General features: G+C 71.0%; 21 protein-coding genes and 1 pseudogene. 8 read left to right on the top strand and 14 right to left on the bottom strand.

Annotated features, from left to right (window positions below; all coding sequences use genetic code 11):
* Positions 1-70 precede the first annotated feature (70 nt).
* Complete coding sequence (locus ACFYZJ_RS09585) at positions 71-1,231, bottom strand: ROK family protein (protein ID WP_388564845.1); 1,161 nt, start codon at positions 1,229-1,231, stop codon at positions 71-73.
* A gap of 167 nt (positions 1,232-1,398) precedes the next feature.
* On the opposite strand from ACFYZJ_RS09585, the gene ACFYZJ_RS09580 reads away from it, so the two are divergent.
* Genes ACFYZJ_RS09580 through ACFYZJ_RS09565 form a run of 4 tightly spaced genes read left to right on the top strand, consistent with a single transcriptional unit; the run spans position 1,399 to position 5,872 of the window.
* Positions 1,399-2,364: a carbohydrate ABC transporter permease gene (locus tag ACFYZJ_RS09580; RefSeq protein ID WP_388564843.1), complete on the top strand. Its 966-nt coding sequence runs from the start codon at positions 1,399-1,401 to the stop codon at positions 2,362-2,364.
* Between the two features lie 19 nt (positions 2,365-2,383).
* A complete protein-coding gene (locus ACFYZJ_RS09575; protein WP_388564840.1) occupies positions 2,384-3,301 on the top strand; it encodes a carbohydrate ABC transporter permease in 918 nt (305 codons plus the stop codon).
* 10 nt (positions 3,302-3,311) lie between these two features.
* A complete protein-coding gene (locus ACFYZJ_RS09570) occupies positions 3,312-4,655 on the top strand; it encodes an ABC transporter substrate-binding protein (protein WP_388564837.1) in 1,344 nt (447 codons plus the stop codon).
* 14 nt (positions 4,656-4,669) lie between these two features.
* Positions 4,670-5,872, top strand: a complete 1,203-nt coding sequence (locus ACFYZJ_RS09565) for a Gfo/Idh/MocA family protein (protein WP_388565565.1) — start codon at positions 4,670-4,672, stop codon at positions 5,870-5,872.
* A gap of 32 nt (positions 5,873-5,904) precedes the next feature.
* Here the strand turns inward: ACFYZJ_RS09565 and ACFYZJ_RS09560 are convergent, their stop codons facing one another.
* Positions 5,905-6,600: a L,D-transpeptidase family protein gene (locus tag ACFYZJ_RS09560; RefSeq protein WP_388564834.1), complete on the bottom strand. Its 696-nt coding sequence runs from the start codon at positions 6,598-6,600 to the stop codon at positions 5,905-5,907.
* Between the two features lie 108 nt (positions 6,601-6,708).
* Here ACFYZJ_RS09560 and ACFYZJ_RS09555 point away from each other — a divergent pair, with 108 nt between their 5' ends.
* On the top strand, positions 6,709-7,041 hold the full coding sequence (locus tag ACFYZJ_RS09555; RefSeq protein WP_388564831.1) for a helix-turn-helix domain-containing protein: 333 nt from the start codon (positions 6,709-6,711) through the stop codon (positions 7,039-7,041).
* A 21-nt stretch (positions 7,042-7,062) separates the two neighbouring features.
* Here the strand turns inward: ACFYZJ_RS09555 and ACFYZJ_RS09550 are convergent, their stop codons facing one another.
* Together ACFYZJ_RS09550 and ACFYZJ_RS09545 are read right to left on the bottom strand one after the other, a co-directional pair.
* Positions 7,063-8,430 (bottom strand): ATP-binding protein, encoded by a 1,368-nt coding sequence (locus tag ACFYZJ_RS09550; RefSeq protein ID WP_388564829.1) that lies wholly within the window; start codon positions 8,428-8,430, stop codon positions 7,063-7,065.
* A gap of 2 nt (positions 8,431-8,432) precedes the next feature.
* Positions 8,433-9,110, bottom strand: a complete 678-nt coding sequence (locus ACFYZJ_RS09545) for a response regulator transcription factor (protein WP_388564826.1) — start codon at positions 9,108-9,110, stop codon at positions 8,433-8,435.
* 141 nt (positions 9,111-9,251) lie between these two features.
* Between ACFYZJ_RS09545 and ACFYZJ_RS09540 the strand changes: the two genes are divergently transcribed.
* Positions 9,252-9,548 (top strand): hypothetical protein, encoded by a 297-nt coding sequence (locus tag ACFYZJ_RS09540; RefSeq protein WP_388564824.1) that lies wholly within the window; start codon positions 9,252-9,254, stop codon positions 9,546-9,548.
* Between the two features lie 69 nt (positions 9,549-9,617).
* On the opposite strand, the gene ACFYZJ_RS09535 is transcribed toward ACFYZJ_RS09540, so the two are convergent.
* The 3 genes from ACFYZJ_RS09535 to ACFYZJ_RS09525 form a co-directional block, all read right to left on the bottom strand.
* A complete protein-coding gene (locus tag ACFYZJ_RS09535; protein ID WP_388564821.1) occupies positions 9,618-10,751 on the bottom strand; it encodes a glycosyltransferase family 4 protein in 1,134 nt (377 codons plus the stop codon).
* Positions 10,748-13,636 carry a CDP-glycerol glycerophosphotransferase family protein gene (locus ACFYZJ_RS09530; protein WP_388564819.1) on the bottom strand — a complete coding sequence of 963 codons (2,889 nt, stop codon included), beginning with the start codon at positions 13,634-13,636 and terminating at the stop codon, positions 10,748-10,750. The genes ACFYZJ_RS09535 and ACFYZJ_RS09530 overlap by 4 nt, the downstream gene beginning before the upstream one ends.
* A 221-nt stretch (positions 13,637-13,857) precedes the next feature.
* Positions 13,858-15,525, bottom strand: a complete 1,668-nt coding sequence (locus ACFYZJ_RS09525) for an NAD-dependent malic enzyme (protein ID WP_388564816.1) — start codon at positions 15,523-15,525, stop codon at positions 13,858-13,860.
* A gap of 139 nt (positions 15,526-15,664) precedes the next feature.
* On the opposite strand from ACFYZJ_RS09525, the gene ACFYZJ_RS09520 reads away from it, so the two are divergent.
* The gene (locus ACFYZJ_RS09520; RefSeq protein ID WP_388564814.1) at positions 15,665-16,333 is read left to right on the top strand and encodes a 1,4-alpha-glucan branching protein; all 669 of its coding nucleotides are present in this window, start codon (positions 15,665-15,667) and stop codon (positions 16,331-16,333) included.
* Between the two features lie 419 nt (positions 16,334-16,752).
* Complete coding sequence (locus ACFYZJ_RS09515; protein WP_388564812.1) at positions 16,753-18,660, top strand: ArnT family glycosyltransferase; 1,908 nt, start codon at positions 16,753-16,755, stop codon at positions 18,658-18,660.
* A gap of 45 nt (positions 18,661-18,705) precedes the next feature.
* Here ACFYZJ_RS09515 and ACFYZJ_RS09510 read toward each other — a convergent pair whose 3' ends face one another.
* The 7 genes and pseudogenes from ACFYZJ_RS09510 to ACFYZJ_RS09480 form a co-directional block, all read right to left on the bottom strand.
* Positions 18,706-19,365 carry a DUF4232 domain-containing protein gene (locus ACFYZJ_RS09510; protein WP_388564809.1) on the bottom strand — a complete coding sequence of 220 codons (660 nt, stop codon included), beginning with the start codon at positions 19,363-19,365 and terminating at the stop codon, positions 18,706-18,708.
* A 274-nt stretch (positions 19,366-19,639) separates the two neighbouring features.
* A complete protein-coding gene (locus ACFYZJ_RS09505) occupies positions 19,640-20,608 on the bottom strand; it encodes an aldo/keto reductase (protein ID WP_388564806.1) in 969 nt (322 codons plus the stop codon).
* A 156-nt stretch (positions 20,609-20,764) separates the two neighbouring features.
* Entirely contained in the window at positions 20,765-21,679 is a 915-nt protein-coding gene (locus tag ACFYZJ_RS09500; RefSeq protein WP_388564804.1) for an SDR family oxidoreductase, read from the bottom strand.
* Positions 21,680-21,782: 103 nt separating this feature from the next.
* A complete protein-coding gene (locus ACFYZJ_RS09495; RefSeq protein WP_388564802.1) occupies positions 21,783-22,412 on the bottom strand; it encodes an MBL fold metallo-hydrolase in 630 nt (209 codons plus the stop codon).
* Positions 22,412-23,500: an S-(hydroxymethyl)mycothiol dehydrogenase gene (locus ACFYZJ_RS09490; RefSeq protein ID WP_388565562.1), complete on the bottom strand. Its 1,089-nt coding sequence runs from the start codon at positions 23,498-23,500 to the stop codon at positions 22,412-22,414. The genes ACFYZJ_RS09495 and ACFYZJ_RS09490 overlap by 1 nt, the downstream gene beginning before the upstream one ends.
* Positions 23,501-23,654: 154 nt before the next feature.
* Positions 23,655-24,109 (bottom strand): annotated as a pseudogene (locus tag ACFYZJ_RS09485) (MarR family winged helix-turn-helix transcriptional regulator).
* The gene (locus tag ACFYZJ_RS09480; protein WP_388565602.1) at positions 24,097-24,330 is read right to left on the bottom strand and encodes a hypothetical protein; all 234 of its coding nucleotides are present in this window, start codon (positions 24,328-24,330) and stop codon (positions 24,097-24,099) included. The pseudogene ACFYZJ_RS09485 and the gene ACFYZJ_RS09480 overlap by 13 nt, the downstream one beginning before the upstream one ends.
* Positions 24,331-24,364 lie beyond the last annotated feature (34 nt).

The following is a 24,364-nucleotide window of genomic DNA, read 5'->3' as shown; positions in this document are numbered from 1 at the left end:
GCTGTGAGTAATCAGGCATCTTCCGGCATTCCGGACCGTGAAGCTGATCACGTCCGGGCGCCCGAACAGGTCATCCGTCCACGACCCCCAGCACGAGCACCTGGATCGCCAGCACCGCCGCGCCGCGCGCCCAGTCGTGGAAGTCGGAGACCTTGGTCTCCAGGACCACCGGGGCGGCCAGCGGGTGACGATGCGCGCGGATGGTCTCCTCCACCGTCTTCCCGGCCACGTCCATCAGCCCGACCCCCTCCCCGGCCAGCAGGATCTTCTGCGGCATCGCGAAGTTGGCGATCTGGGCGACCAGCGTGCCGAGGGCCCGTGCGGCCTCGTCGACGACGCGGGAGCACATCGGCTCACCTGCGGCGGCGAGCCCGAGGATCTCCTCGTACGTCTTGTCGCAGCCGGTCGCGGCCCGGATCTGGTAGCGGATGCTGGGGATGGTCAGCAGCGAGACCGCGCTGCCGCGCTCGCCGGACGGGGTGAGCGGCCCGTTGGGGTTGATGATCCAATGCCGGCCGAAGCCCCGGTCCTCCTCGGCGTAGGGCACCCGCTTGCCGCCCAGGACGAGGCCGTAGCCGATGCCGGCCCCGATGGTGAGGACGACGAAGCGTTCCAGCCCGCGGCCGGCCCCGAACCAGGCCTCGGCCTCGACGAGTGCGGCGACGTCGTTCTCGACGACCACCGGAAGCCCGGTGCGCTCCTCCACCAGCCGGGCCAGCGGTACGTCGCGCCAGTGCAGGAAGGCGGACTCACCGACCACGGCGCGGTCCTGGACGAGTCCGCCGACGCCGACGCCGATGCCTGCCGCCGTCGGGAACTCCGCGGTGAGCGCACCGGTCATCTCCGCCAGCAGCGCCGCGACATGGACGGGGTCGTGGCTGGTGAGCGGGCGGTCCAGGCGGGCGACGATGTCACTTCTGAGCGTGGTGACGACGCCGTAGACCATCTCTTCGGTGATCTTGAACCCGAGGAACGTCCGGGACTCGGCGACGACGTCGAGGGGTTGCGAGGGGCGCCCCTGGCGGCCCTCGGCCGGTCCGCCCCCGTCGGCGACCTCGATCAGCAGGCCCGACTCGATGAGGGGCTTGGTCAGCCGGGTGAGGCTGCCGGCCGACAGGGCGAGCCGTCGCGCCAGGTCGGAGCGCGAGAGCGGCCCGTGGATGAGCACCTCGATCGCCACGGCACGCTCGCCGGGACTCAGCGGCAGCCAACTGGCGGCACGTGCGGTCATGCAGACCAGACTCCCACACAATTTCTTTTGTGGCGGAACTAATGATGACCACTCTATGACGGTGAAGCCCGAACGAGAAAGAGTCGGCGGGGCTCTTGACGCGGTGATTCTTCCGAATCAAAAGTAAATGGCCACCGAGGACGAGCCGCCGACGAGGAGGGTCACCGATGACCGTCGCCTCCAGCAGCCCTCCCTCGCGTCTGCCGCTGCGCGGCGCCGCGAGGCGGGGGACCGCCACAGGAACCCGTACCGCCCGAGCACGCGAGGGCAGCGGCGACGGGGCGCTCGCCGCCCTCTTCCTCGCCCCGGCCATGCTGGGCTTCCTGGTCTTCCTGCTGTGGCCGACGCTGCGGGGCGTCTATCTGAGCTTCACCCGCTTCAACCTGCTCACCCCCGCCACGTGGGTCGGCCTGGACAACTACGTCCGCATGGTGCACGACCCGATCTTCTGGGACTCGCTGAAGGTCACCGTCGAGTACGTGGTGATCAACATCGGGGTGCAGACCGTCTCCGCGCTCGCCATCGCCGTGCTCCTGCAACGGCTGTCGCAGTCGGCACTGCTGCGCGGGATCGTGCTGACGCCGTATCTCATGTCCAACGTCGTCGCGGGCGTCGTCTGGCTGTGGGTCCTCGACACCCAACTCGGCATCGGCAACCAGGTCATCGGGGCGCTCGGCTTCGACCACATCCCGTTCCTCGCCGACAAGGCGTGGGCCATCCCCACGATCGCGCTGATCAACGTGTGGCGGCACGTGGGCTACACGGCCCTCCTGCTGTTCGCGGGCCTCCAGGCGATCCCGGGCGACATGTACGAGGCGGCGAGGGTGGACGGCGCGGGCGAGTGGCGGATGTTCTGGCGGATCACGCTGCCGCTGCTGCGACCGGTGCTGGCGGTCGTCCTGATCATGACGGTGATCGGGTCGTTCCAGGTCTTCGACACGGTCGCCGTCACCACGCAGGGCGGGCCGGCGAACGCGACCAACGTGCTCCAGTACTACATCTACGGCGCCGCCTTCGGCCGCTTCCAGTTCGGCTACGCGTCCGCGATGTCGGTGGCCCTGCTGGTCGTGCTGACCGCGATCACCTTCCTCCAGTACCGGCTCACCCGGGCCGGCCAGACCGATCTCGGCTGACGTCAAGGGAGTGACCGACATGGCTGCCGTGGCCACCACGACGACCGCGATACCCGTAAGGCGTCGGTTTTCCGCCGGCCGGATCGCCGCCTGGGCGGTCATGGGCGTGATCGTGCTCGTGACGCTGCTGCCGTTCTACTGGATCCTCAGAACGGCCCTGTCCACCAACGCCTCGCTCGCCGCGCACCCCGGCGACCCCCTCCCCACCGGCCTGACGACCGGCGGCTTCGCGCGGGCCCTGGGTATGCAGTCCACCAAGGAGGCCATCGCCCAGGGCGGTGCCGGCGGCGGGCTGAAATTCTGGCGCTATCTGCTCAACTCGGTGATCGTCTCCACTCTGATCACCGTCTGCCAGGTCTTCTTCTCCTCGATGGCCGCGTACGCCTTCGCCCGGCTGAGGTGGCGCGGCCGGGACAAGGTGTTCGGGCTGTTCCTGGCGGGGCTGATGGTGCCTGCCATCTTCACGCTGCTGCCGAACTTCGTGCTCATCAAGCAACTCCACCTGGTGGACACGCTGTTGGGCATCGCGCTGCCGACGATGTTCATGACGCCGTTCGCGGTGTTCTTCCTGCGGCAGTTCTTCATGAACGTCGCCCGCGAGGTGGAGGAGGCCGCACTGCTGGACGGCGCGAGCAAGGTCAGGATCTTCTTCCGGGTGATGCTGCCGATGGCGGCCACCCCGATCCTCACCCTCGGCGTGCTGACCTACATCACCTCCTGGAACGACTACTTCTGGCCCCTGATGGTGTCCTACAGCGACAGCTCACGGGTGCTCACCGTGGCACTGGCGATCTTCCGGGCGCAGACCCCGCAGACGGGCTACGACTGGTCGGGGCTGATGGCTGCGACCCTCATCGCCGCCCTGCCGATGCTCGTGCTCTTCGCCTGCTTCGCACGCCGCATCGTCGGCTCCATCGGCTTCACCGGGATCAAGTGAGGGGACAGAGATGCGAATTCGTACGGTCGTGGCGTTGGCCGGTGCGCTGGCCCTGTCCCTGGTGAGCGGATGCGCCAAGGGCGATGGGACCGCGGCGTCCGGGAACACGGTGACGTACTGGCTGTGGGACGCCAACCAGCTGCCCGCCTACCAGGCCTGCGCCAAGGACTTCGAGAAGGAGAACCCGGGCCTGAGGGTCCGGATCACTCAGATGGGCTGGGGCGACTACTGGACCAAGCTGACCGCGAGCTTCATCGCGGGCACCCAGCCGGACGTGTTCACCGACCACATACAGAAGTTCGGCCAGTTCGCCGATCTGAAGGTGCTGGAACCGCTCGACGACCTCGGCATCAACCCCGCCGACTACCAGAAGGGGCTGGCGGACAACTGGATCGCCCAGGACGGCCATCGCTACGGAGCTCCGAAGGACTGGGACACCGTCGCCCTCTTCTACAACCGGAAGATGGCCGAGGCGGCGGGACTGACGCCCGAGCAGGTCAACAGTCTGTCCTGGAACCCGAAGGACGGCGGCACCTTCGAGAAGGCCGTCGCCCACCTCACCATCGACCGCAACGGCAGGCGCGGCGACGAGCCGGGCTTCGACAAGCACCACGTCAAGGTGTACGGCCTGGCCACCGCCGGGGCGGGCGACGGCGACGGGCAGACGCAGTGGAGCCCCTTCACCGGCTCGGCGGGCTGGAACTACACCGACAAGAAGCGGTGGGGCACCAAGTACCGGTACGACAGCAGGACGTTCCAGTCGGTGATCAAGTGGTACTTCGGTCTGGCGAAGAAGGGTTACCTCGCCCCGCTGACGGACTACGGCGAGAGCGCCAACCCGCCCAACGCGCAACTCGCCTCCGGCAAGGCCGCGATGGCCTTCGACGGCGCCTGGATGATCTCCACGTACTACGGCTACAAGAACCTTCAGGTCGGCACCGCCTTCACCCCCATCGGCCCCACCGGCAGGCGGGCCACGATGATGAACGGCCTCGCCGACTCCGTCACCAGGAACGCCCACAACAAGCAGGGCGCCCTGAAGTGGGTGAAGTACCTGTCCTCCGACGCCTGCCAGAGGACGGTGGGCAGCTACGGCATCGTCTTCCCCGCCACCCCCGACGGGACCCGGTCCGCCGTCACCGCCTACAGGAAGAAGGGCATCGACGTCACGGCGTTCACCAAGCCGGCCGCCGACAAGCGGGACTTCACCACCTTCACCTACCCGATCACCGACTACGCGGCGGACGTGTACGCGCTGATGCACCCGGCCATGCAGGACATATACGGCAATGGCGCGCCGGTGAGCGGCCTGAACAAGACCAACCGTCAGATCAATCTCATCCTCTCCCAGTGAAGGGCACGCATTTCATGACGTTCTCGCTCGGCATCGTCGGCGCCGGCCAGTTCTCCGGCCAGTTCGCCACGCTGTTCCAGGCCCACCCCGGCGTCAGCGACGTCCACGTCACCGACCTGCTGCCCGAACGGGCCGAGCAGCTCGCCGCCGCGCAGGGCCTCGCCGGCACCTTCCCCTCCTACGAGGCCATGCTGGAGTCCAAGGAGGTCGACGCGGTCGCCGTCTTCACCCAGCGCTGGACGCACGGCCCCCTGGTGGTCCAGGGGCTGAACGCCGGCAAGCACGTGTACTCCGCCGTCCCGATGGCGGTCACCACGCAGGAGATCGCGGCGATCATCGACGCGGTCAAGGCCACCGGACTGACCTACATGATGGGTGAGACCAGTCAGTACAACCCGGCGACCGTGCACGCCCGCAACCAGATCGCCGAGGGCGCCTTCGGGCGGCTCTTCTACGCCGAGGGCGACTACGTGCACGACATGGACCTCGGCTTCTACGAGGCCTACCAGTACAGCGGCGGCGAGAACTGGAAGGCGACCGCCAGCTATCCCCCGCTGCTCTACCCGACCCACTCGGTGGGCGGTGTGCTCGGCGCCTGGCAGACACACGCGGTGAGCGTGTCCGCGATCGGGGTGCGCGACGAGCGCGGCGACGGGGTCTTCGACAAGGAGATCAGCCAGTTCGACAACGACTTCTCCAACGCCACCGCGCTGTTCGAAGTGGCCGGCGGCGGCTCGTTCCGTACGAACGAGTTCCGGCGGGTCGGCTACCCCTCGCACATCCGGGAGTCGCGTTTCCGCTTCTTCGGCACCGAGGCGAGCATGGAGCAGCTCGCCACGGTGGCCCTGTGGCAGGACAAGAAGGGGGTCAAGGACATCACGGAGCTCCTCGAGCCCAAGCCGACCATGTCCCCCGACGACCCCTCGCTGCAGCACATCGCGCCGGAGCGGCGGGCCGCCTTCACCTCCGGGTCGGCACCGGTGCACGACCGCTCACGGCTGCCGCGGGAGTTCGACAACCTGCACAACGGCCACGAAGGCAGCCACCACTTCCTGGTGGACGACTTCGTGACCGCCGTCAACACCCGCACCTTGCCGTCCGTGAACGCCTGGGTCGCGGCCCGCTACACCCTGCCCGGGATCATCGCGCACCAGTCCGCGCTGAAGGGCGGTGTCCGCCTGGAGATCCCGGACTTCGGGGACGCGCCGGCCGTGTGACGTTCCATCGCGTGTCGAGCCGGGCGCCTTCCTCAGGTGCCCGGCTTGCGGCCGTACACGAACACGTCGTCGCCGACCTTCAGCAGCGACCAGTACTTCTTGGCGTCGGCCGTGGTCATGTTGACGCAGCCGTGGGAGCCCGGCGGGTTCCACATGCTGAGGTTGACCGAGTGGAAGGCCTGGCCGCCGTCGAAGAACTGGCTGTAGGGCATCGGGACGTCGTAGACGGTGGAGACGTGGTGCAGGTCCCGCCAGTAGATCTTCTTCAGGCCGGTCCGGGTCACGTACCCCTTGCGTCCCGTGCGGACCGGCACCGGCCCGTAGACCAGGCGGCTGCCGTCCTGGATCCAGCTGAGCTGCAGCGTGAGGTCGACGCAGGCGATGCGGCCCTTGTTGACGGGGCACTTGCCGTCCTTGTCGGGGTTGTTCCCGACGGCCCGCTGCTTGTTCATCAGGTCCATCACGCCCCAGGTGACGGGCCCCGCGTAGCCGGCGGCGGGTGTGATGCCGTGCTTGTTCTGGAAGGCCTGGATGGCCTTGCAGTCGGCGGGCGACTGCCTGCCGTCGACCGGGCGGCCGAGGAACTTCTCCACCTGCTTCTGGTACGGACCGGTCTGCGTGGTGCAGCTCGCCGCCTCCGCGGGAGCGCTGGTGAGCGCAAGGGTGAGCGGCGCCACCAGCCCCGTGATACCGAGCGCGACGGCCCCCCGTCTGCGTATGTCCCCCATGCCGGGCCTTCCCTTCCGCGTGTTCTGCCGGGTGTTTTGCGGTCTTCTGCACGCTAGACCGGCATGGGGGCCAGTCGGTTGTGGCGATACTCGCACTGTGACGAAACGGTGAAGTATCCAGGAGCGCGGCGGCGGTGGGGCGGGGACCTCGATGGCGTTCCCGATGTCGGCCGCGGTCATCCGGAACCGCTCCGGGTAGGCGTCACGGCAGGTGCGGCGTGCGGGCCGCTGGAGCCCGGCCGTCCACGCGTCCTGCTGGAGGTCGAGCGGCTCCCCCAGCATGGCGGGCTGCCGGCGAAGGTCGTCGCCGAGCGGCTGGGGTTCGCGGATCCGGGCGACTTCACCAAGTTCTTCCGGCTCCGCCCGGGCACCACGCCGGGTGTGTTCCGGGCGCGGTCGCTGGGCCGGGCGACCCGGGCCACCGGAGCCGCCGGAGCCTGAGCCGATGCCCCGGCCCGCCGGTCACAGGTCGGTCGCCGGGAGGCGGACCACGATCCGGGCTCCGGGGGTGTTGTCCTCGATGCCGATGCGGCCGTGGTGGGCGACGACGACGTCGCGGACGATCGCGAGGCCGATCCCGCTTCCCCCGGTGTCCCGGGCGCGGGCCCCGTCCAGGCGGGTGAAGCGGTCGAAGACGCGGCGGCGGTCGGCGACCGGAATGCCGGGGCCGTCGTCGGCGACCACCAGCTGCGCGGTGCGGTCCCGGACGCCCAGGCTCACCTCGATCCGTCGGACGGCGTACCGGATGGCGTTGTCCAGCAGATTCCGCACGACGCGAGCCAGGGCGTCCCCGTCGCCGTACACCCGGGCCGCGCCGACGGCGTGCTGGTCGATGACCAGGGAGGTGTGCCGGCGGGCGTGGCGGACCTCGTGGAAGACGATCTCGTCCAGGTCCACAGGGCCCATCCGCAGCCGGGGCCGGGCGTCGAGGCGGGCCAGCCGTACCAGGTCGTCGACGAGCCGGGACAGCCGCTCGCTCTCCTCGACGAGGGCGGGTCCGCGGGCGGCCCAGTCGGCCGAGCCGGGATGCCGGACGGCCACCTCCAGTTGGGTGTGCAGGCTGCTCAGCGGGGAGCGCAGTTCGTGCGCGGCGTCCGCGATGAACTGGCGCTGCCGCCGGGTTGCGACGTCCAGCCGGGCCAGCAGGTCGTTGAGGGTCCGCGCGAGCCGGCTGAGCGCGTCGTCGGCCGGGGGCACGTCGAGGCGGCGGCCCAGGTCGCAGGCCGTGATCTCGGCGGTCTGGGCGCGCAGGGCCTCCACGGGGCGCAGCGCCCGGCCGGTGAGCAGCCAGCAGACGCCGGTGAGCAGGGCGACGGCCGGTGGCACGGCGATGGCGAGGCCCACGGTGAGCTGGGCCAGGTTGTGGTCGACGGCCGCGGTGGGCACCGCGACGTACACGGTCATCGGTTCGTCACCCCCGGCCTCGAGGGCGACCGCCCGCCAGGTTCCGTCTCCGCTCAGCGGCAGCCCGTGCACCGTGTGGGCCGTGCCGGAGGAGGACGGGCGGAAGGCGAACAACGCGGGCCGGCCCTCCAGGTTCGCGGAGCTGGAACGCACCACGTGACGCGCGTCGACGACCTGGACGGCGGTGTCGCCGCTGCCGGAGGCAGGCAGGACGCGGGCGAGGCTGTTGGTGTCGATGCTCGCGGCGATGACCTGGGCCCGCTGGAGCGCGGTCTGGTCGAGGCCGCTGATGAGGCTCATGCGCAGCCAGACGACCAGCAGACAGGCCGCGCCCACCAGGGCCGCCCCGATCATCAAGGCAGCCGCCGCGGTCAGTCTGAGGCGCAGGGAGCGCCGGGCCCACCAGGTGGGGACGGGGACGCGCACGGTCACCTCCCGGCGGCGTGCAGCCGGTAGCCGGCCCCCCGGACCGTCTCGATGGTCCGACGGCCGAAGGGGGCGTCGATCTTGCGTCGCAGATAGCCGATGTAGACCTCGACGATGTTGGTGTCGCCGTCGAAGTTCTCCTCCCAGACGTGGTCGAGGATGTCCGTCTTGCTGATCACTTCGTCGGGGTGGCGGAGCAGGAACTCCAGCAGCGTGAACTCGCGGGCGGTCAGGGTGATCTCCCGTCCCGCGCGGCGGCAGCGGCGGCGCGCCGGGTCCAGGGCGAGGTCGCCGGCCGCGAGAACGGCGGGCCGGGCGGGTGCCCCGCGCCGCAGCAGGGCCCGCAGCCGGGCGACCAGCACCACGTATGAGAACGGCTTGCTGAGGTAGTCGTCGGCGCCCAGGTCGAGGGCGTCCGCCTCGTCGTACTCGCCGTCCTTCGCGGTCAGGACCAGGACGGGCGTCCACACGCTGGCGGCCCGCAGCCGCTTGAGTACCTCGTATCCGGAGATGCCGGGCAGCATCAGGTCCAGCACGATCACGTCGTACGGCTCGTGGACGGCCCGCCACAGGCCGTCGATGCCGTCGTGGACGGCACGGGTGACGAAGCCCTCCTCGGCGAGCCCGTGAGCGATCGCCGCGGCGAGTCCCCGTTCGTCCTCGATCACCAGAACTCGCATGGCCGACCTCTCCTCCACCTTACGAAGGCGTGGTCGTGGCCGCGCGTCGAGCCGCTCTCAGCTTCCTCTCAGGGAGGCTGCCGCAACCTGGGAATGAACAGGGCAAAAGGGACTTGGCGCCCGCGACCAAGGAGAGACACGATGACGATGGTCCGACGCAGGGTCGCACTGATCGCCGGCACGATGCTGCTGGCCGGTGCGGCAGGCAGCGGGGTCGCGATGGCGAGCACCCCGCCGGTGGTGCACCCCTCGGTCCAGACGAACTACTGCGACGACGACTGGGGCTGCGGCGACTGGGGCTATGACCATGGCGATCACGGAGACCATGGCGACCACGGCGACTGGGGCTACGACAGCTACCACTTCGGCGGTGGCGGCGGTGACCACGGCGACCACGGAGACCACGGTGGTGACCACGGAGACCACGGCGGGTACTGACGGCTTCTGACCACCCCCACGACGACGTGCCGGTTCGCCCCCGCGGACCGGCACCGGCGTCCCTCCCGTTCATCGTTCCAGGAAGTCGAAGAGCTCCTCCCACCGGCGGGTGATCACATCCGGGGCGAAACGCCGGACGCTGTGGCGCGCTCGGTTCCCCATCGTGTCGCGCAGTTTCTCGTCGGACATCAACCGCATGAGGTGGCGCGCCAGTTCGGACGTGTTGCCGTGCCGGGCCAAGAGCCCGTCCTCCCCGTCCCGGACGATCTCCCGCACGCCGGGTGAGCAGTCGAACGCCACGCACGGCACCCCGCACGCCATGGCCTCCAGCAGCACGAGCGGAAAGCCCTCCCTGCGGGACGACTGCACGCACACCGAGGACCGCCGCAGCGCCCCGGCCACGTCGTCGGTCTGCCCCGCCCACTCCACCGAGTCGTCCAGGCCCAGCTCCGCACACTGCCGCCGGAGCCCGGTCTCCTTCTCGCCCGCGCCGTGGATGCGCAGGACCCAGCCGGGTTGCCCGAGCGCCGCCTCAGCCCACACGTCCAGCAGCAGGTCGACACCCTTGTCATGACTGAGCCGGCCGATGAAGGCCACCGCCTTCTCCGTGCGCGGTGAGGGGGTGCCGGGTGCCGGCGGCAGCGGGTTCGGCATGAAGCCGACGTTGTTCAGGCCCTCGCCCACCCACAGATCGGCGTCCTCCTGGGTGAGGACCAGCAGCCGGTCCACGTTCCGGTAGTACGTCAGCACCCGCTCGAAGCGCGAGGACGTGCGGGAGGCCTCGAAGGACTCGTGGCTTATGCCGATCACCGGGTGCCCGGCGGTGTCCGCGAGCGCCACCCACTCCATCGCCCACACCTGCGTCACGATGATCACGGCGCCGGGCCGGGCGGCGCGGAAGACGCGCGACAGCCGCTCGGCGGCAAGGCGCTTGTCCGCCTCCTGCCGTCGGAGCGCCGGGTCGAACCGGCCCAGCGGCGGACGCGGCCGGCGGCGGGCCGGGGGGCGCCGCTCGTACAGGGTGCGGGTCTCGAAGGGCGGGTTCTCGCCGAGGCTCATCGGTACCTCGGGCGGGGCGACACCGATGATCGTGACCCGGTGGCCGCGCTCCGCGAACAGCCGGGCCATCTGGGTCTGCCAACGGCCCACGCCCCCCAGCTCGTTGACCTCGTTGGCGACGAAGAAGATCTGACGGTGCGTCACCGTTCCACTCCCCCAGGTGCGAAGAAGCGGTCCACGACGCGGGCCGCGGCGTCCCCGCGGTCGTACTCGCCGTACCTGTCCACGAACTCCTTCAGCCGCGCCTCGTACCGGGTCCTCAGGGCGGGCAGGTCGGACAGCGCCGAGAAGAGCGCGTCCTCGGTGCGCACGACCGGCCCCGGGGCCTGTTCGAACAGGTCGAAGTAGGTGCCGCGCACGTCCTGGGAGTACTCCTCCCAGTCGTGGGCGAGGAAGACGAGCGGCCGGTGCAGCAGCGCATAGTCGAACATCACCGACGAGTAGTCGGTGATCAGGGCGTCGGAGAGGAGCAGGAGCGGGGTGATGTCCGGCTCCCGCGTCACGTCGATCACCCGGCCGGCCACCGATGGCGGCAGGGCGATCCGGTTCAGGTAGTGGCAGCGGACCAGGAGCGTGTACCGGTCCCCGAAGCGGTCGGCGAAACGTCCCACGTCGAACGGCAGTTGGAAGTCCCGTACGCCCCCGTCGGGGCGGGCCCGGAACGTGGGCGCGTACAGCACCACGCGGCTGTCCGGACGGATGCCGAGGCGTTCGGCGAGCCGGCGTACCGCCGGCTCGGCCGCCTGTGGGTCGCGGGCCGCCCGGACGAGGGCGTCGTTGCGCGGATAGCCGGTGCGCAGCAGTTTCCCTTCGGGAATGCGGTAGGCGCGGGCGAGGGTGCGCACGTCGTGCTCGCTGCGCACCAGGAAGTGGTCGAAACGGTCCAGTGCCTGCTGGAAGGCCAGCTGCTCGGGCTCGGACATCACCCGGTGGGAGGGCTCGTCGAAGCCCATCCGCTTCAGCGCCGAGCCGTGCCAGGTCTGGATGTAGGTGGTCTCCGGGCGTTTGCGGAGGACGAGCGGGAAACCCTGGTTGTCGATCCAGAACTCGGCCCGGGCGAGCGCCGTGATGTACCGCCAGGACCAGCGGCGGACGAGCTCGGCGTCCTCGGGGAAGCCCTCGGGCCGCTCGCCCGCGTAGGACCAGATGGCGGTGACGGGCACCCGGCGGCGGCGCAGTTCCTCGTGGATGGCGCGTGGGTTGTCGCTGTACTGCTTGCCGAGGTGGCTCTCGAAGACCACGGTGCCCTTGCGGACCGGCAGGATCCGCAGCATGTGGTGGTAGGCCTGCGCCTTGCGCGGCTGGGAGGACAGGTCCCTGCGCACGGCCCGCAGGGCACGGTAGGTGCCCTTGACGGTCCGGGCGGCGGGGCCGTGCAGGTTGCGGTCCACGAGCGCGCGGCCGCGCCGGGCGGCCGGGCCGTGCTGGGTGAGCCGGAAAGCCAGGTGACCCTTGGCGGAGACCTGCGGTTCGAGCCGGTCGGCGACGAACCGGCCGAGCCGGGGGCGTACGGGTACGGACGGGCAGTCCTCCAGGTCGACGTTGCCGGCGGTGATGCGGGTCGTGGTACGCCGGCCGTCCGCGGTCAGGTGCAGCCGGACGTCCCACACCTCGTCGACGACGCCGACCGGCCGGAAGCGGCCGGTCAGTGGTACGGCCGCGCGCCAGCTGAGGGTGTCACCGGCGTGACGCACTCTCGTCACCGGGAACCGGAAGGTTCGCAGACTGCGGCGGCGGGCGCGGAACTCCAGCTCGGCGGTGAGACGGGCGTGGGGGGAGACGGTGTGCAGGGGATTGACCACGGCGCCCTCGAGCACCACCAGGTCGCCGCGCACGGCGTATCCGGTGAGCACGTTGCGCAGGAACATCCCGTCCAGCTCTCTGCCGTGGTGGCCGAGGGCGGTGACGTCCATGACGTCACGTGCCTCGGGGTCGTCGAGGTACCGGTCGCACCAGTAGATACGGCCGTCCCGCTCGACGAGCGGCGTGGAGATCTTGGACCGGTTGATCAGCGTGTCGACGGCCGGCATCAGGTTGTCCCAGTCCTCCCGCACCAGCAGGTAGGCGCAGATGGCGTGCACCCGGTCCAGCTCGGCGTACGCCGCCTCGGGGAAATCCTGGATGTAGCCGCGGGCCAGCCGGGCGAACCGGTGGCGGTAGCCGTCGTCGAGGAAGGGCAGGTCGCAGAGGTAGAGCGCAAGGTCGTGCTTGAGGAACTTGGTGTCCTTGCGCAGTTTGAGCTCGTCCAGGCCGTGCCGCTGCAGCACCTCGTCGATACGGCGGTGGATCTCGAGCCGGTCGGCGAAGTTGTTGATCTCGTGCCGCCGGTTGCTGATCGACTTGGCGGTGGTCTTCTCGACGACGTGCCAGAAGTAGACGGTGTGGGGGATCACGGTGATGCGTCCGGCGGCGAGGTAGGCCCGGGCGGAGAAGAGCAGGTCCTCGTAGTGGATCCCGCGCGGGAAGGCGAGCCCGTTGTCCAGGAGGAACGCGCGCCGGTAGCACTTGTTCGTCGACAGGGTGTCGAAGACGAAGAGGTCCGGCAGTTCGGCGATGGACTCGACGGTGCGCGTGGACCGGTACAGCCAGGGGTACCAGGGAATCCGCTTGTCGTGTCTGCTGTCGGTGTGCACCCGCACGCACAGTCCAGAGACCAGGTCGGCGCCGGTGCGGTCGGCCGCTTCCAACAGATTGCGGCAGGCGTTGGCCTCGAGGGTGTCGTCGCTGTCCAGGAACATCACGTAGCGGCCGCGGGCCACGGCCAGGCCATGGTTGCGCGGCTCGCCGCAGCCGCCGCTGTTCTCGGGCAGCCGGATCGCTCGCACCCGGCCGGGGTGGGCGGCGGCGAGGGAGCACGCGACGTCGTACGACCCGTCGGTCGAACAGTCGTCGGCGATGACGACCTCCACGTTGCGCAGTGTCTGGTCGAGCACGGAACGCACGGCTGTCATCAGGCGCGGGGCGTCGTTGTAGACGATGACGACGACGCTGATGTCCGGTTCCGGCCGGCCTGAGCCAGGGGTATCCATCGGCACGGCACCTCTCGTCTCGGATCGACGGCACTCCGGACGGCGGCCCCGTCACCGCGGCGGCTCGGCGGTGTCCGCGAACGCGTCCCGCGGACGGGGGTGCGCCGGGGTTCAGCCCCGCCGCAGCAGACTGCACGACCGCGGCTCCGGGGGCGGCGCCCTGCGCTCTCCCCCACGAGGGGACGGACCGGCAGGGCTCTGGTCGGTGAATGTGCTCGGCGTCAGTAGGCCGGGTAGTGCGGTATCCACTGTGTCTTCTCGACCGCCCGGCGCACCTCCGCCTCGGTCGCCTTCGGGGCCACCCCGTCCTCTACGGCGGCGAGCGCGGCGGCCACCGCGATCTCCCGGGCCGCCTCCCGCATACCGCCGAGCGGCGGCAGCAGCGGGGCCGGGCCCGGGACTCGGGCGGCTGCCTCGCCGGCCCGCCGGGCGACCGCGCGTGCGGCGGCGACCAGCATCCGGTCGGTGACCCGGGTGGCCCCGCCGGCCGCCACCGCGAGCCCCATCGCCGGGAAGACGTACACGTTGTTGGCCTGCGCCACCGGAACCTCGTGGCCGTCCACCTCCAGCGGCGGGAACGGCGAGCCGGTCGCGATCAGTGCCCTGCCGTCCGTCCAGCGGGCGAGGTCGGCGGGCTCGGCCTCGGCGTGCGAGGTCGGGTTGGACAGCGGGAAGATCACCGGCCGCCGACAGGTGGACGCCATCTGCCGCACGACCTCCTCGGAGAACGCGCCGTGCGCCGTGGACAGCCCGATGAGCACCGTCGGCTCGATGCGGCGCACGACCTCGGCGAACCCGGTGTCGTCCCAGTCGGCCACCTCGTCGTCCGGACGCGCGTACACCCGCTGCTCGTCGGTCAGCTCTCCGCGCGAGTCCACCAGCAGTCCGTCGACGTCGACGAACCAGAAGCGGCCCGCCGCCTCCTTCTCGGAGAGTCCCTCGTCCACGAGGGCGGCGCGGATCATGTCGGCGACGCCCACGGCGGCGGAGCCCGCTCCCAGCACGACCAGCCGCTGCTCGGTCAGCGGTGTGCCGGCCACCTGGCAGGCCGTGGACAGGGCGCCGAGCACCACCGCCGCGGTGCCCTGGATGTCGTCGTTGAAGGTGAGCAGCCGATCGCGGTAGCGGGTGAGGATCGGCCGGGCGTGGACGGTGGCGAAGTCCTCCCACTGCAACAGCGTGCCCGGCAGCTCCGCCTCCACCGCCGAGACGAACGCCTCGATCATCTCGTCGTACTGCTCGCCGGTGAGCCGGTGCTCCCGCCGGCCCAGATAGCGCGGGTCGGACAGCAGCTGCTCGTTGTCGGTGCCGACGTCGAGCAGGATCGGCAGGGTGCGCGCCGGGTGGACGCCGCCGATGGCGGTGTAGAGGCTCAGCTTGCCGATCGGGATGCCCATGCCTCCGACGCCCTGGTCGCCGAGGCCGAGAATGCGCTGGCCGTCGGTGACGACGATGACGTCGACGTCGCCCTTGTGCGGTCGGTTGCGCAGGATCTCCCGAAAGCGGTCGCGGTCCTCCCAGGACAGGAACAGGCCACGGGGCCGCCGGTAGATCTCGCTGAAGCGGCGGCACGCCTCCCCGACGGTCGGGGTGTAGACGATCGGCAGCAGTTCCTCGAGGTGCTCGGTGATCAGGCGGTAGAAGACCACTTCGTTGGTGTCCTGCAGCTGCCTGAGGTAGATGTGCCGGTTGAGCGGCTTGTCGTAGGCGAGGAACGCCCGGTGGGCGCGGGCGACCTGCTCGTCCAGGGTCTCCACGGCGGGCGGCAGCAGTCCGTCCAGCCCGAGTTGCGCCCGTTCCTCGCGGGTGAAGGCCGTGCCCTTGTTGAGCAGCGGGTCGGCGAGCAGGGCGGTGCCGCGAGCGGTCGTCTGTCCGGTGAGGTGCGTCATCGTGCGGTCCAACCTGAAGGGATCGAGCATTCCCTTCCCACTGCCCCGCTTCCGTACCGTCCACCCGGCCGACAGGAGGTATTGCTTCACTCGTTCACCGCAGGGGTGTCGGCGGGAGGGATCGGATAGGTTCGCCGACATGGCGATCATCCACCGAACGACCATGAGCCCCACCAAGCTCGAACTCCTCACCGACTGGCTCCCCACCCGGCCCTGGTACGTCGGCACGGGCCGCGAGCCGGAACTGTCCAGGACCGGCGGGTTCCGGCTGGACGATCCGGAGGGCGAGGTCGGGATCGAGTTCCTGGTGGCCACCGACGGGTCCGGGCCGGCCCCGGTCTCGTACCACGTACCGCTCACTTACCGCGGCGCACCCCTCGAAGGAGCCGAACACGCGCTCGTCGGCACCTCCGAGCACGGCGTGCTGGGACGGCGATGGATCTACGACGGTACGCACGACCCGGTACTCGTCGCCCAGTTGCTGGCGCTGCTCCAGGGCCGCGCGGAACCCCAGGCGCAGAGCCGGTCCAACACTCCCGACCCGTCCGTCACCGTCCGGTTCACGGGAACACCGGTCGAGACCGGGGTCGTGGCACCGACCGTGACCGACGGGTCCCACGCCACCCGTATCGCTGTGGAGGCGACCGGCTCCCGGTCCCCGTCATCGCCGACCCTCCGCGTGACGCGCCTCCTCGAACCCGGTTCCGCACCGGCCGACGCCACGGGCCACGTCACCGCGGGCTGGCGCTCGCCGGACGGCGGTGAGCACCGCGGGGTGTTCGCCGCCCTTCACGGCGCCAGGTCCTGACCGGCTCCGCCGACTCGCGTTCGGCCTCCGGCCCGTCCATCGGACGGGCCGGACCCGTGTCTCCCCTTCCGCAACGCTCCGGTCACCCGCGCTTCATCTCCGCGTCGAGCGCCCGTCCGAAAGGAGCGGCTTCTTACCGAGGTCCTGTACTTCTCATGCAACACGGCCGCGGAATGCCTACTTCTTCGTAGTCGGATCATCAGGTCGCACGTGCCACGCAACGCGCCGACGCGACGGTGAGAGAAGACAGCGGCAGTCCTGGAAGGCCACCTATGCTCAGCGCTCATTCGGAGCAGACCGCAGCGCGCGACACGACGCCGACGAGGGGTACGGCGACCGCGCCCGCCGCTGCCGGCACGCACGGCGGAGGGCTGCCTCCCCGGAGCCCGCGGCCGCCACGGCCGCGCTACGAGCTCCCGGTGCTGGGGGCCACAGCGGTGCTCGCGGCGGTTCTGTACACGTGGGGCATCGACCACAGCGTCTACCACACGTTCTACGCAGCCGCCGTGCGCAGCATGACGGACAACCCGGTGGCGTTCTTCTTCGGTTCGTTCGACCCGGGCAATTCCATCACCCTCGACAAGGAGCCCGGCTTCCTGTGGCCGCAGGCGCTGTCGGCGATGGTCTTCGGCTTCCACCCCTGGGCACTGGTGCTGCCCCAGGCGATCGAGGGCGTGGCCTGCGTCCTCCTCCTGCACCTGCTGGTGCGCCGCTGGGCCGGGGTCCCGGCGGGACTGCTGGCCGCGGTGTTCCTGACGCTCACCCCGGTGGCCGTGGGGCTGGGCCGGTCGATCGTGGAGGACGCGCCGTTCGTCCTGCTGCTGCTCCTGGCCGCCGAGGCCACCTGGCGGGCCGTCGCGCGGGCCCGGCTGCGCACCCTGGTGACGGCCGGCGTCTGGGTCGGGGTGGCGTTCCAGTGCAAGATGCTGGAGGCCTGGGCGGTGCTGCCGGCACTGGCCGTCACCTATCTGGTGGCCGCCCCCACCACCCTGCGGCGCAGGATCGGCCATGTCGCGGTGGCCGGCGCGGTCGCGGTGGCGGTGTCGGCGTCCTGGGTGGCCGTGGCGACCGTCGTTCCCGCTCAGTCGCGCCCCTACATAGACGGCACCACCAACAACTCGGCCGTGGGCATGGTCGTCGGCTACAACTTCCTGACCCGGTTCACCTCGCTGGGCGTGGACGCGGCGGACACGGGCAGCGTCGTCACCGGCGAGACGGGCCCGAACCACGCGGCCGGCGGCAGCGGCCCGGGCAACCACACTTCGGCGAGAGAGGCCGGCGGCACCGGACACACCGCCCGGGGAACCCGCCACAAGGACCCGGGTATGGGCAACAGCGTGCTGAAGATGTTCAGCCCCGGACTGGCCACCCAGACGGGCTGGCTGTATCCGACGGCCGGGTGCGGCCTGCTGTGGGGTCTCGCCGCCGCGCGGCGCCGCCGGGTCCCCCGCACCGATCCGGCGCTCGCCGGGTATCTGATGTGGGGTGTGTGGCTGGCCACCTTCTTCGCCGCGTTCAGCTTCGGCAGCGTCACCGGCCACACCTACTACATGGGCGTGGTCGCGGTGGCCCTCGCGGCGCTGAGCGGTGCCGGACTGGTGCGGGCCTGGGGGGCGTACCGGGCCGGCGGCCGCCACGCCTGGGTGCTTCCGGCGGTGACCGCCACGAACGTGCTGTGGGCCGCGGCCCTGACGCTGCACTACCGCCACTTCTTCGGGTGGCTGGCTCCCGCCGCCATCGGCCTGTGCGTCCTGTCCCTGATACTCATGGGCGCGGGCCGCGCTCCGGTGACCCGCCGGCCGCGAACGGCCATGGCCGGCCTGGCGGCCGGACTCGCAGCGGTGCTCCTGATACCCGCCGCATGGTCGGCCTCGGCGCTGTCCCCGCGCTACAACCAGCCCGGCGGCATGGGCAGGGTCGGGCCCACCAGCCGCCCCGGGAGCGGCGGACCGACCCGGCTCACGCCGCCGCGCGCACGGCTCCTGGCCTATCTGACGGCACATCGGGACGGGGCGAAGTACCTCGCGGCCATGCCGGACTGGGCCGATGCCGCGCCCTACATCATCGGAGCCAACGCGTCCGTGCTTCCCATGGGCGGCTTCACCGGTCAGGTCCCCTACCCCACCGTCGACGGACTCGGCCGGCTCGTCGCCTCCGGCGAACTGCACTACGTCGCCCTCCGGGGCACGCACGCGACGGGGCGGCAGCGGAGTGCGATCACCCGTTGGGTCACCGCGCACTGCGCGGCGGTGCCGCCCGCGGCGTACGGCGGCACCGGCTCCGTCCGGCTCCGGCTCTACCGGTGCGACCCGGGTACCGGGGGCTGACGAGGTCGGTTCGCGGTCGCCGCGGCTGGTGGGGAGCAGGGCGGGTCAGGCGCCGGTGCCGGCCTGGAAGACCGTCAGGAACACCGAGGAGGAGTTGCCCGACACGGGTACCCGGCCGCCCGACCAGGGCACCTTCAGGGACGCCTTCTCATCGGGCGGGGTGATCAGGACGGCCGCGGGTGTGGCCGTGCGGGCGCCGCTGACCTCCGGGTTGGAGAAGGTCAGTCCGGCCCAGGCGCTCCTGCCCGGCGCCAGCGTGACCTTCGTGCGGCTGCCCGGACTGCGCCTGGGGTCCGGGCCCAGTTGCCTGCCGGAGGCGTCCACGAAGGCGGCACCCGGGTAGCCGTCGATGGTGCAGGTGCGCCCGGAGCGGTTGGTCAGGACCAGGGGGAAGTTCTCCTGCCCGGCTCCCGGGTTGTTCGCCCCGACGGACGCGCGCAGTTCGGACGCGTGGCAGCGGGTGCTGTTGGTGGTGCCGCCCGTGCTCGCCGCGGTGCCGGCGCCGGTCGTCTGGTCGCCGGAGGCGGACCGGGCCGTGCCGGGCAGCTTGGGCGGAGCACTGGCGGTGCCGTGGCCGTTTCCGCAGGCGGTGAGCAGGGCCAGGGCGGCGACCGCGCCCAGCGCGGACGGCACGCGTCGCGCCGTCAGGAAGGGGGCCGTGCCGTCGGGGTCCGGGCCCGCTGTGCCGCGTCGGAAGGTCACCATGTCCATCGCTCCTTGAAACTCTGGCCGCCCGCGCCGGGCGCGCGCGTCGTCGACGGTGCCGGGATGCTCCGTCTTCCTGTCCGATGCCCGTTCGCGCGGAAAGGTTCGCGGCGTGCGGCTCGGTGCGATGCGTACGGGTGCACGGACGGCGCGTTCGTCAGGGGGCCGGGTGGCGCCTCCCGCGGGCTGGGGCGTAAGACGTTGCGCGGGCCGGGCGTGGGACAGGGGGCGGTACGCGCGCCGCCCACCGCCCCTTCCGTCCGGCCCTCAGGCGTCAGTGGCCGCTGATCGCACGCGGCGTGTACGGCTCCTGGAGCGCCCGGATCTCCTTGTCGGTGAGCTGGACGTCGACCGCCGCGACGGCGTCGTCGATGTGCCGGGGCTTGGTGACGCCGACGATGGGTGCGGCGACGGTGTCCTGGTGCAGCAACCAGGCGAGGGCGACCTGGGCTCGCGGGATGCCCCGTTCGGCGGCGACGGAGGACACCGCTTCGACGATCTCCCGGTCGCCCTCCTGGTAGAGCTTCTTGCCGAACTCGTCCGTGCGGCTGCGCTCGGTGCTCTCGTCCCAGTCCCGGGTCAGGCGTCCGCGGGCCAGTGGGCTCCAGGGCAGGGTGCCGACGCCCTGGTCCGCGCAGAGGGGCAGCATCTCGCGCTCCTCCTCACGGTAGAGGAGGTTGTAGTGGTTCTGCATGGAGACGAACCGTGTCAAGCCGTTCTGCCGCGCCGTGTACTGCGCCTTGGAGAACTGCCAGGCATACATCGAACTGGCGCCGATGTAGCGGGCCTTGCCCGCCTTGACCACGTCGTGCAGGGCCTCCATGGTCTCCTCGACGGGGGTGGTGGGGTCGAAGCGGTGGATCTGGTAGAGGTCGACGTAGTCGGTGCCGAGGCGGCGCAGGCTGTGGTCGATCTCCGTCAGGATCGCCTTGCGGGAGAGCCCGCCGCCGTTGGGCCCGGGCCGCATCCGGCCGTGCACCTTCGTCGCCAGCACGATCTCGTCGCGTCGGGCGTACTCGGCGAGCGCCCGGCCGACGATCTCCTCGCTGGTGCCGTCCGAGTAGACGTTGGCGGTGTCGAAGAAGGTGATGCCGACGTCGAGGGCCCGTCGGATCAGAGGCCGGGAGGCCTCCTCGTCGAGGGTCCAGGTATGGGTGCCGCGGTCGGGGAGGCCGAAACTCATACAGCCCAGGCAGATCCGGGACACCTCCAGGCCCGTCGAACCGAGCTTCACGTACTGCATGCGACTCCTGCTTTCGTCGGAGCGGGGCGGGGCCGGGCGCCGCGAGCCCCCGGAGCCGACCGTTGTCGCCCCCGAGGGTGGCGCCCTCCCCCAGGACGACGTGTTCCCTGCCCATCCTGGGCGCCGTTCAGCCCCGCCGCACGGCGGCTGCCGGGGTCAGCGGTACCCCGTGGCGTCCGCCGGCCTGCCGGCGTTCTGTACCTCGACGAGGTAGCGCCAGGCGTCGGGGCGGCTGCCGTCCCGGTCGGTGAAGCCGTAGACCTGGGCGAGCCGCCCGCTGGAGAGCGACGCGCCGTTCCAGCGGGAGACGTCCGGGTCGGCGGACAGGGCGGCGACGGCGCGGCCGACGTAGTACGGGCTTTCGGAGATGCAGAAATGGGGTTCGTGAGCCAGGGCGTCGTGCCAGTTCTCCTCCGTCACCCCGTACAGCTCGAGCATCAGTTCCGAGCGCAGCCAGCCGGGGGTCAGGGCGACCGCGGTGGCGCCGCGTGGCCCGAGTTCATGGCCGAGGGCGAACGCCATGCGCAGCACCGCCGTCTTGGCGATGTCGTAGAAGAAGGAGACCCGGTAGGTGTCGCTGTTGTACTCGGCGGTTCCGTCGGTCATCTCCACGACCAGGCCGCCGGGGGTGCGCAGCAGCAGGGGCAGCGCGTGGTGGCTGGTGATGGCGTGGGTGTCGAGGGCGAGCCGCAGCAGGCGCAGTCCCTTGTCGAGGTCGTGTTCCCAAACCGGGGTGTCCCACTCGAACAGCTTCTCGGCGCCCCAGATGTCGTTCACCAGGATGTCGAGGCGCCCTTGTTCGCGGTCGATGCGGTCCACGAGGGCGCGCACCTGGTCGGGGACGAGGTGGTCGGTGGGTACGGCGATGCCGTGCCCACCGGCCGCGGTCACCAGGTCGGCGGTGTCCTCGATGGTCTCGGGCCGGTCGTACTCGGAGCGCCGCTCACGTGTGCTGCGCCCGGTGGCGTAGACGGTGGCCCCGGCCGCGCCGAGTTCCACGGCGATGCCCCGCCCCGCGCCACGCGTCGCCCCGGCGACGAGTGCGACCTTGCCCTCGAGTGGTCCCGGCATGTCCGACCTCCGCGTTCGTTGGACCGTTGCGGGTCGACGCTCTCGCGGAAGCCGGACATCTTCTGTCGCCTTTTCCTACGGGGTGCTGCCAGGGGTCGTCGGCTCAGTGGCCGCGGGCGATCCACTCCTCGAGGTGGGGTGCCTCGTCGCCGATGGTCGTCGTCTCGCCGTGTCCGGTGCGGACCACGGTGTCGGGCGGGAGGGTCAGCAGCCGGTCGCGGATCGAGTCGATGATCGTCGGGAAGTGGGACCAGGAGCGTCCGGTCGCCCCGGGGCCGCCCTGGAAGAGGGTGTCGCCGGTGAAGACCGTGCCGAGGCCCGGGTCGTGGAGGCAGACCGCGCCGGGCGCGTGGCCGGGGGTGTGCAGGACGGTCAGGTCCGTGCCGGCCGTCTCGATGACCTGGCCGTCGGCCAGCCAGTGGTCCGGCAGGCGGTCGGGGTGGGTGAGCTTCCACAGCGGCAGGTCGTCGGGGTGCAGCCAGATCTGCGCGCCGGTCCATTCGGCCAGGGCAGGGGCGGCGTCGATGTGGTCGTTGTGGGCGTGGGTGCACACGATGGCGGTGAGCCGCCGGTCACCGACGGCCTCGGCGATCGCGTCGGCGTCGTGGGCGGCGTCGATGACGACCGCCTCGTGGTCGTCGCCCACGATCCACACGTTGTTGTCGACGTCCCAGGTGCCGCCGTCCAGGGAGAAGGTGCCGGAGGTGACGAGGCGGTCGATGCGGGCGGTCATCACAGCATCACCACCGAGCGCAGCACGTCGCCGTGGTGCATCCGTTCGAAGGCCTTCTCGATCTCGTCGAGGGCGATCGTCTCGGTCACGAACTTCTCCAGCGGCAGGCGCCCCTGCAGGTGCAGGTCGATCAGCATCGGGAAGTCACGGGAGGGCAGGCAGTCGCCGTACCAGGAGGATTTCAGGGCGCCGCCGCGTCCGAAGACGTCGAGCAGCGGCAGTTCGAGCTTCATCTCGGGGGTGGGGACGCCGACGAGGACGACCGTTCCGGCGAGGTCGCGGGCGTAGAAGGCCTGCTGGTAGGTCTCCGGGCGACCGACCGCCTCGATGGCGACATCGACGCCGAAGCCGCCGGTCAGCTCGCGGATCGCCGTCACCGGGTCGCTCTCCCTGGAGTTGACGGTGTGGGTCGCGCCCAGTTCCCTCGCGGTGGTGAGTTTGCGGTCGTCGATGTCCACCGCGATGATCTTCGCGGCTCCCGCCAGGTACGATCCGGCGATCGCCGCGTCACCGACTCCGCCGCAGCCGATGACCGCGACCGAGTCCCCCCGGCCGACGCCGCCGGTGTTGATGGCGGCACCGATGCCGGCCATCACACCGCAGCCGAGGAGTCCCGCCACGGCCGGGGAGACGGACGGGTCGACTTTGGTGCACTGTCCGGCCGCGACCAGCGTCTTCTCCGCGAAGGCACCGATACCGAGAGCCGGGGAGAGCTCCTGCCCGGTCGAGGCGAGGGTCATCTTCTGCTCGGCGTTGTGGGTGTCGAAGCAGTACCAGGGGCGGCCGCGCCGACACGCGCGGCACTTCCCGCACACCGCCCGCCAGTTGAGGACGACGAAGTCACCCGGGGCGACGTCGGTGACGCCGTCGCCGACCGACTCGACGATTCCGGCGGCCTCGTGGCCGAGCAGGAACGGGAAGTCGTCGCTGATGCCGCCCTGCTTGTAGTGCAGGTCGGTGTGGCACACCCCGCACGCCTGGACCTTCACCACCGCCTCACCAGGACCCGGGTCCGGTACGACGATCGTCTCGACCCGCACCGGCTCGTCCTTGCCAGGGGCGATCACGCCGCGTACTTCCTGGGCCATGGTGCTGCTGCCTTCCGTCGGTGGTGCGGGCGCCGTGCGCGCCCGGTGCGGGCCACTGCGGCCCACACACATGATCCTTGCGCGGCGGGCACGCCTTGTGCACGTATTCCGCGCCATGGAAGTGCGATCGACGCCACCGCGGCCGAGGGCCGAGTCAGGAGGACGAGGGGCGCGAGGTCTCGAGGATGTCCTGGACGGCCTCGTCGTCGACGGCGGCGGCCAGGAAGTCGTCGACCATACGGTGGAACAGCGTGGCCAGTTGCCTCAGGTCGTCGGGCGACCATGCGGCACGGGCCGCCCGCATGCCTCGGACGCCCGCGGCACGGATACGATCGATGGCCTCCTGGCCGTGGCCGGTGAGCTCGATGCGCTGGGCGCGGCGGTCGTCCGGGGCGGGTACGCGCCGGACGTAGCCCGTCTTCTCCAGGTGCTGCACCTGGCGGGTCACATGGGAGGCCTCGACTCCGAGCCGGTTGGCCGGCTCCCCCGGGCGCAGTGGCTCCGAGTCGGCGATCTGCCGCAGCAGCGCCACGGCGGCGCGGTCAGGGGCACACCGGCCAGGGCCATCAGACGGTCGTGCTGCCGGGCGCGCGTGCTCAGACAGGTGATGCGGTTGAGCGTGCGCCGAGGTCGCCGGCTGTTGTGCCGCGCCGGCCCGCACCGGCCCGCACCGGCCGGCGTGCGGAGCGCAGCGCCGCCACGCGCGCGAACCAGATCGCGGAGGTGCGCGGTGCGCCGAACCGGTCGGAGGCGCGGCCCGCGACCAGCATGCCGACGACTCCGCCGAGGTTGAACAGGACGACGCGAGGGCATCGGTTGCGGGTGGCCACCGGCGGCAGACGACACGAGGCGGTGGCCGCCGAT

Origin of the sequence: Streptomyces sp. NPDC001848, from assembly GCF_042891915.1 — a bacterium.
In the GTDB taxonomy this organism is placed as follows: Bacteria; Actinomycetota; Actinomycetes; order Streptomycetales; family Streptomycetaceae; genus Streptomyces.
Note: the sequence above shows the minus strand (reverse complement) of the source record. Positions and strands in the feature narration are given on the sequence as shown.